Source organism: Sulfitobacter sp. PS-8MA (assembly GCF_040933935.1).
Lineage (GTDB): Bacteria > Pseudomonadota > Alphaproteobacteria > Rhodobacterales > Rhodobacteraceae > Sulfitobacter.
The window spans coordinates 197,338-204,252 of record NZ_JBFQYJ010000002.1 but is presented as its reverse complement, the minus strand read 5'-3'; the positions used below and the strand labels follow the sequence as shown (position 1 = coordinate 204,252).

4 protein-coding genes and 6 pseudogenes are annotated in these 6,915 nt (G+C 61.9%); 1 reads left to right on the top strand and 9 read right to left on the bottom strand.

Annotated features, from left to right (window positions below; genetic code table 11):
- The first annotated feature begins 188 nt into the window (after positions 1-188).
- Positions 189-625 (top strand): annotated as a pseudogene (locus AB4M76_RS01095) (L,D-transpeptidase).
- A 152-nt stretch (positions 626-777) separates the two neighbouring features.
- Here AB4M76_RS01095 and AB4M76_RS01090 read toward each other — a convergent pair.
- The 9 genes and pseudogenes from AB4M76_RS01090 to hydA all read right to left on the bottom strand — a co-directional run bounded on the left by AB4M76_RS01090 (position 778) and on the right by hydA (position 6,861).
- Complete coding sequence (locus AB4M76_RS01090) at positions 778-885, bottom strand: hypothetical protein (protein ID WP_368440001.1); 108 nt, start codon at positions 883-885, stop codon at positions 778-780.
- Positions 886-951: 66 nt separating this feature from the next.
- Positions 952-1,191 carry a hypothetical protein gene (locus AB4M76_RS01085; protein ID WP_368440000.1) on the bottom strand — a complete coding sequence of 80 codons (240 nt, stop codon included), beginning with the start codon at positions 1,189-1,191 and terminating at the stop codon, positions 952-954.
- Complete coding sequence (locus tag AB4M76_RS01080; RefSeq protein ID WP_368439999.1) at positions 1,188-1,424, bottom strand: LysM domain-containing protein; 237 nt, start codon at positions 1,422-1,424, stop codon at positions 1,188-1,190. The genes AB4M76_RS01085 and AB4M76_RS01080 overlap by 4 nt, the downstream gene beginning before the upstream one ends.
- 36 nt (positions 1,425-1,460) lie before the next feature.
- Positions 1,461-1,550: a LysM domain-containing protein gene (locus AB4M76_RS01075; protein ID WP_368440006.1), complete on the bottom strand. Its 90-nt coding sequence runs from the start codon at positions 1,548-1,550 to the stop codon at positions 1,461-1,463.
- 245 nt (positions 1,551-1,795) lie between these two features.
- Positions 1,796-2,780: pseudogene (locus tag AB4M76_RS01070) on the bottom strand (ABC transporter substrate-binding protein); the annotation flags it as partial.
- A gap of 27 nt (positions 2,781-2,807) precedes the next feature.
- Positions 2,808-3,655: pseudogene (locus AB4M76_RS01065) on the bottom strand (ABC transporter permease).
- Positions 3,655-4,526, bottom strand: a pseudogene (locus tag AB4M76_RS01060) (ABC transporter permease). Before AB4M76_RS01060 ends, AB4M76_RS01065 begins: the two co-directional pseudogenes overlap by 1 nt.
- A pseudogene (locus AB4M76_RS01055) lies at positions 4,526-5,316 on the bottom strand (ABC transporter ATP-binding protein). Before AB4M76_RS01055 ends, AB4M76_RS01060 begins: the two co-directional pseudogenes overlap by 1 nt.
- Before the next feature lie 72 nt (positions 5,317-5,388).
- A pseudogene (gene hydA / locus AB4M76_RS01050) lies at positions 5,389-6,861 on the bottom strand (dihydropyrimidinase).
- Between the last annotated feature and the right edge of the window lie 54 nt (positions 6,862-6,915).

Sequence of the window (6,915 nt, the reverse complement as noted above, 5' to 3'; positions counted from 1 at the left end):
TCTGCAAGACGCCCCGCCGTGAACCGAAGGTCGAGATATCCGCTCAATTTATTCCCAGATGGAGCCTGCCATGCGCCGCCGTAGTTTTTTGATCAGTACCCTTGCCGCCACCACCCTGCCGCTCATGGCACAGGCCCGGACCGCGGCCTATGATCCGAGCCCGCAGATCGTCCCGGTGAAGGCGCAATATGTCGCCGGGGCAATTGCTGATCCTGCCGCGCAGCCATTACCTCTATTTCGTGACGGCGCCGGGTCAGGCGATGCGCTACGGCGTGGGCGTGGGCAAGGCCGGGCTGGAGTTCACCGGCACCGCGACCATCGACGTGAAGAAAGAATGGCCGACATGGCGCCCCACCAATGAGATGATCGAACGCGAGCCACAGACCTACAAACGCTTCATCGGCAATACCGACGCCCAGCCCGGCGGTCCCGGCAACCCCTTGGGCGCGCGGGCGCTCTACCTGTTCCAGAACGGCCGCGACACTTTTTTCCGCATTCACGGCACGACCCCAGCCCAATTCCATCGGGCGCTCGGTGTCGAACGGGCTGTATCCGCATGCTCAACGACCATGTGATCGACCTCTACCAGCGCGTGCCACTCGGCACCAAGGTCACGGTTCTGTAAGACCCTCGCGGGGGACAGCAAAAAAGGCCGGGCAGACGCCCGGCCTTTCCATTTTCATCTAGGCTGCGATCAGCGGTTCACTTCGTCCAGTTCCGCCACCCTCGACCGTGCCGAGCCCTTGCTGGCAGATCGACATGTCGGCGCGTTCGCCTTCAGACCTCGACATATTCACCTTCGGTAAAGGGAATGTCGTCGCTGACGATTGCCCAGACATCGCCGTCTGGCGTGGTCAGCGTGTGGCATTCGACGCCTTCATTCACCCGGCCCTCCAGCGCGATTTCCTGGCTGGCATCGGCCGATCCGGCGACGGATGAAGTACACCCGATTTATAGGTATAACCCCGGTCGGTATCGACGACCGAAGGTCAGATAATCCTGCGGCTCGGCCCATTCGGGCACGCGTACTTCGGTGCGCAGCTCACCATCGGCGGCCACCTGCACTTCGCGCAGGGCGCGCCATTCGGAAGAGGTTTCGCCGACGCCCCCACGGTCACCCAGTCCATTGGGGCGCAGGTTGCGTGCGATGAGGGTCACCTCGCTGCCGACCTCGGCTTCGGTCGGGGTCACGCGGATGCTGCCCTGCCGCTCGTTCTCTGCTGCGGCACCTCGAGCACATCGCCCACGGCCATGCGCAGCGGGTCAAGGTCCTCATTCTCGTTCAGAAGCTCGAAAAGCGAAATGCCGAGCGCCGAGGCGATGGCATAGGGCGTGTCGCCCTGCTCCACCCGGTAGGTGCCCTGGGCATTCGCGGTGCTGCGCGTCGTGTCCGTCCGACGTGCCGCCGCTGGCGCTGCCCTCAAAGGGCAATGCGGGTGCCCACTTCGATGTCGCGCACGTCACCGATCTGCGGGGTTCAGGTCCATAATGCGCGACAGCGAGACACGGCATTGCTGCGAGACCTTGTGCAGCGTGTCGCCGTATTGAATCTGATAGCTGTTGCCGCAGGCGCTCTGGGCGGATGCGGCGCTGGCCAGACCGGTCAGGGCCGTGGCGGACAGCGCGGAAGAGGATGAATTTGCGGAGGGACTGTGTCATGTCGTCCTCCTGTGGTGTCCTCTGCCCGTAAAACGAGCACCCCCGGGGGCCATGTTCCAAGATTTTTCCTCAGAAATGGAAAAGGGCCGGCGCAATGCACCGGCCCTTCCGCTCTGTCATGGGGGCCAAGGCTTACTGAAGGCGCCTTGTCGGTGATGTCATGGGTCCAGGCGCCTTCGGGTTCCTTGGTGATCATGCCACCTTCCATGGTGATCGCCGCGCTGCGGTCAAAGGCCGCCTCGTCCAGACGCCCGTCGCTGCCCTTGGTCAGCTTCACGATCTCGCCCATCATCCGGGTCTGATGCTTCTCGGTCCTGGGCGCCGGTCTGGTCATTCTCCAGCAGCGATTTCGGCGGCTTCTTCGACATTCTCCTCGGCGTATTTCCAGCCCTTCATCGAGGCCCGCACAAAGCGCGCCAGCTTTGTCGACCATCTCGGGGTCTTCGAGGTTCTCTTCGGTGGTATAAAGACCGTCCTCCAGCGTCGAGATGCCCTCGTCCTCATATTTGAAGACCACCAGATCCTCGGGCGTGAGACCCGCATCGATCACCTGCCAATATTCGTTGTAGGTCATGGTGGTGGCGCATTCGACCTGCTTTTGCAGCAACGGGTCGACGTTTGAAGTTGATCTTCTGGATCGTCACCCCGCCGTCAGAGCCGTCGGTGGGATAGCCCAGCTTGCCCATCCAGCTCAGCAGCGGAATCTCATTGCCAAAGAACCAAGTGCCCAGCGTGTTGGCCCGGGAAGTCCTCCGGGCTTTCGATGCCATGCTCTTTCAGACAGGTCAGCATCAGCCCCGATTTGGCGAAAGGCTGCGCGATGTTCACGATCCGGCGCGCCCTTCTCCCGCGCGGCCAGAGCGGAGGGCAGCCAGTCCACCATCACATCCGCGCCGCCCCCAAGCAGCACCTGCACCGGGGCAATATCCGGCCCGCCCGGTTTGATCGTGACATCGAGCCCCTCTTCCTCGTAGAACCCTTTGTCCTTGGCGACGTAATAGCCGCCGAACTGCGCCTGCGTGACCCATTTCAACTGCAAGGTCAGCTCATCCTGCGCCTGTGGCCATACCGCCCCAGAGGCCCAAAGCGGCCCCGGCTGCGATCTTCGTGATATTCTTCATTTTTATCTCCCTGTTGGTTGGTCGTCTTTATGTCCTTTGGCTGGGGTGCCAAAAGGGTCACCCGTCCTTCGATAAGAGCCATGATACCATAGAACGCCGATCCGGCTATCGCCGCGACAACAATCTCGGCCCAGACCAGATCAAGCGCAAGCTGCCCGACCGAGGTGGAGATGCGAAAGCCCATGCCCAGCACCGGAGAGCCGAAGAATTCAGCGTACGATGGCGCCAAATGAGAGCAAGCGTGGTGCCGATCTTCAACCCGTTGAAGACAAAGGGCAATCGCCGCAGGCAGGCGCAGCTTCAGCAGGGTGCGCCCAATAGCCCGCCGCATAGGTCCGCATCAGGTCGCGCTGCATGGCGTCACTGGCCTGCAAACCCTGCACCGTGTTCACCAGCATCGGGAAGAACACCATCACGACGACAATCGCCGCCTTGGACTGCCAGCCAAAGCCGAACCACATCACCATGATCGGCGCCATGCCGATGATCGGCAGCGCAGCGGACGAAATTGCCCACCGGCAAAAGCCCGCGTTGCAGAAATGGGAAACGGTCAATCGCCAATGCCGTGAGGAAAGCCGCACCGCAGCCGATGATGTAACCGCTCAGCGCCCCCTTGATGACGGTCTGCACAAAGTCGATCCACAGGATGTTCGAGCGAGGTGGCAATGCGGGCCGCGATCACCGAGGGTGCCGGCAAGAGCACCTGGTTGATGTCAAAACCGTGCACCACCCCTTCCCAGACCCGCGATCAGCGTCAGCCCAAAGACAATAGGCGCGGCCAGCGCCGCCCAGCGAGAGGGCCTTTGCCGGGCCAGCCAGACGTTGAGCGACAGCCCGGCGACCCATGCGACAATGGCAAAGAGAACCCAAAACATCATGCCATCCCCATCCGTTTCAGCGTCAGGCGCTGGACCAGGCCAATCAGACCCCACCATCAGCGCGGCCAAAGCCGCCGCCATCAGCAAGGCGCTCCAGATCTGCACCGTCTGCCCGTAGTAGCTGCCAGGCCAGCAGCCGGGCGCCGAGCCCCGCCACAAGCGCCCGTCGGCATCTCCCCGACAATGGCCCCCGACCAGTGAGGCGGCAACGCCCACCTTCAGCGAGGGTAAAGAAATAGGGCATCGAAGACGGCAACCGCAGTTTCCAGAAGGTCTGCCAGCCGCTCGCGTTCCATGTGCGCATCTGGTCCAGCTGCATCTGATCCGGGCTGCGCAGCCCTTTGACCATGCCCACGACCACCGGGAAGAACGACAGATACATGCTGATGATCGCCTTCGGCAGCAGACCCGAGAGCCCGACCGCATTCAGCACCACGATGATCATCGGCGCGATGGCGAGGATCGGGATGGTCTGGCTGGCGATCACCCAAGGCATCACCGACATGTCCATCGTGCGGTTGAACACGATCCCCACCGCCAAGAGCGTGCCAAGCCCGGTGCCCATGACGAAGCCCAGAAAGGTCGCGCTGAAGGTGACCCAGGTGTGATAGACCAAGGACCCGTTTCGAGGTCACTTTCTTCATCACCGTGGTCTTCCAAAGCTCCGCCCCCACCTGATGCGGGGCGGGCAATTTGGGCTTATCCTGCGACCATGTATCGGCCACCAGTTCCGAGGACTGTCAGCGTCTTATCCGCCCGCGCCGCCACATCCCGCGCCCATTGCGCGTTGGAGCGCAACCGCCCGCGCCATACCAGATCAGGATCAAAAGGCCCGACAACCGTTGAGAATGGGAATGACATTACGCATCAATCGTCCCCATGCCCGGCGCGGAGCCCTTCGCGCACGCGGTGCGCGATCTCCAGAAAAACTCCGGTGTTTCACGAATCTCCAAGGGGCCGTTCGCGCGGCAGCGGGCTTTCGATCACATCGGTGATCCGCCCCGGTCGCGGGCTCATCACCACGATCTTGGTCGAGAGATAGACCGCCTCGGGGATCGAATGGGTGACAAAGGCAATGGTCTTTTCGGTCCGCGCCCAGAGCTTCAGAAGCTGCTCATTCAAATGGTCCCGCACGATCTCGTCCAGCGCGCCGAAGGGCTCGTCCATCAGCAGGATATCGGCATCAAAGGACAGCGCCCGCGCGATCGAGGCGCGCTGCTGCATCCCGCCCGACAACTGCCAGGGAAACTTCTTCTCAAAGCCGCTCAGCTCGACCAGTTCCAAGACCCGCTGCACCCGCTCGGCCTGTTCCGCGCGGGGGATGCCCATGATTTCCCAAGGGCAGACGGATATTGCCGCCAATGGTCCGCCACGGGTACAGCCCGGCGGCCTGAAACACATAGCCGTAAGCCCGCGACCGGCGCGCCTCTTCGGGGCTGACCCCGTTGATCGTCACCACGCCCCCGGTCGGCTGCTCAAGGTCCGCCATGACCCGCAGAAAGGTTGTCTTGCCACAGCCCGAGGGGCCGATGAAGCTCACGAAATCGCCCTTGTCGATCTCAAGGTTCACGTCTTTCAACGCATGGATCGGCCCGTCATTGGTCTGAAAGGTTCAGATCCAGATTCCGGGCGCTGATCACGCTCTGGTTTTCTTGCACTAATTTTTCTTCCCTGTTGGTCGGCCGCTTTTGGCGCGGCACTTTACCTGTGTTGAGATACTTTTACATCATTCAGATCCCCGCCGGAATGTTCAACGGATCGCGCTTGATCATCTTGGGGCTGTTCAGTTCCCTTCCACTTGCTGAGCGCGACGTTCGCGCTCCGGGAAGGCCGGGCGCGGCACGAAACGGCCCCGACCGGGCTGCGGCTGGCTGTTCTGCCCCCAGGCCCAGATCACCTCGCCCCGGCTCAGCGTATATAGCGGCTCTGGCGCCGTGACCTCGAAACCTTCGAAGACGTTGTAATCCAGCACCGAATGATGGTTCGCGGGGCCTGATCGTCTTGGTGATCTTCGGGTCCCAAACCACGATATCCGCATCCGCCCCTTCGACGATCGCGCCTTTCTGCGGGTAGATATTCAGGATCTTGGCGATATTGGTCGAGGGTCGCGGCGACAAATTCATTGGGCGTCAGACGCCCGGTCTCCACCCCTTCGGTCCAAAGCACGGCCAAGCGCTCCTCCAACCCGTTCGAGCCGTTGGGGATGATCCGGAAATCATCACGCCCCGCGCGTTTCTGCTCGGTGCTGAAGGCGGCGTGGTCCGTCGCCACCACCTGCAAGCTGCCCGCCTGCAACCCGGCCCAGAGACTGTCCTGATGGTCCTTCGAGCGGAAGGGCGGCGACATCACGCGCCGCGCGGCGTGGTCCCAATCCTTGTTGAAATACTCACTCTCATCCAACGTCAGGAACTGGATCAGCGGCTCACCGTAGACCCGCATCCCCTTTTGCCGCGCGCGCCGGATCGCCTCATGAGTCTGCTCGCAGGAGACATGCACGATATAAAGCGGCAACGCCCGCGGTATCGGCGATGGTGATGGCCCGGTTCGCGGCCTCGCCTTCCAACTCCGGTGGGCGGGAATAGGCATGGCCCTCCGGCCCGGTGATGCCCTGGTCGAAATACTTCTGCTGCAACTCGGCCACCAGATCGCCATTCTCGGCATGGACCATCGGCAGCGCACCCAGCTCGGCACAGCGTTTGAAGGGAGGCGAACATCTCGTCGTCCTCGATCATCAAGGCGCCCTTATAGGCCATGAAATGCTTGAAGCTGTTCACCCCCATGTCGACCGCGTCTTTCATCTCGTTAAAGACATTCTCGTCCCAGCCGGTGACGGCCATGTGATAGCCGATGTCGCTGCAAATCTGCGGCGCCGACTTGCGGGTGCCATTCGTTGATCGCGTTCTTGATGCTGCCATCGGCGCCCGGCAGGCAGAAATCGACCACCATCGTGGTGCCGCCCACCGCCGCGGCCCATGTGCCGCTCTCAAAGGGTCTCTGCCGCCGTGGTGCCCATGAAGGGCATTTCCAGATGGGTATGCGGGTCGATCCCGCCGGGGATCACATAGGCCCCTTCCGCATTCGATATATTCATCGCCCTTCAGGTCTTCGCCAATCTGCTTGATCTTCTCCCCTTCGATCAAGACATCGGCTTTCCATGTCCGGTCCGCCGTGCAGACCATGCCACCTTTGATTACCTTGCTCATCTTTCTCTCCCCATTCTCTTTCTGGCCAAGATACTACCGGGGGGTCTGGGGCTG